The sequence below is a fragment of the Pseudoalteromonas sp. BSi20652 genome (genome assembly GCF_000239855.1).
Taxonomy (GTDB): domain Bacteria; phylum Pseudomonadota; class Gammaproteobacteria; order Enterobacterales; family Alteromonadaceae; genus Pseudoalteromonas.
Window position 1 is genome coordinate 1 of record NZ_BADT01000265.1, and the last position, 320, is coordinate 320.

Annotated in this window: 1 protein-coding gene; it reads left to right on the forward strand. The window is 45.3% G+C overall.

Annotated features, from left to right (window positions below; genetic code table 11):
- A partial coding sequence (locus tag P20652_RS21240; RefSeq protein WP_033018280.1) for a hypothetical protein occupies positions 1-223 on the forward strand: 223 nt, incomplete at its 5' end.
- Positions 224-320: the final 97 nt, after the last annotated feature.

Sequence of the window (320 nt, forward strand, 5' to 3'; positions counted from 1 at the left end):
TTATATTGGCGGGGCTTGCATTGCTTGGTGCCCGCGCTGTTTGGGGGCTGGTTATGTCGTAATCAACCGGCCCATCAAAGGTTATAAATGTGCCATCGAGTGTGAGTACGTTCGTGGCGGTAATATCAACATTGCCTTGGCTGTCGAGTTTTATCTCGCCGCCCGCGTTGTGAATAATTCACTTAAAATATTGTTTGCACAAAGAGAAAAGAATGAGAAGTAAATGAGGGCGTTAACCGTAAAAAGCAGTCATTACTTGAAAGGCTAGGGCGCTATGCTTTAAAAGTTATAGCGCCTAGCCTCACAACATCCGTGTTGTT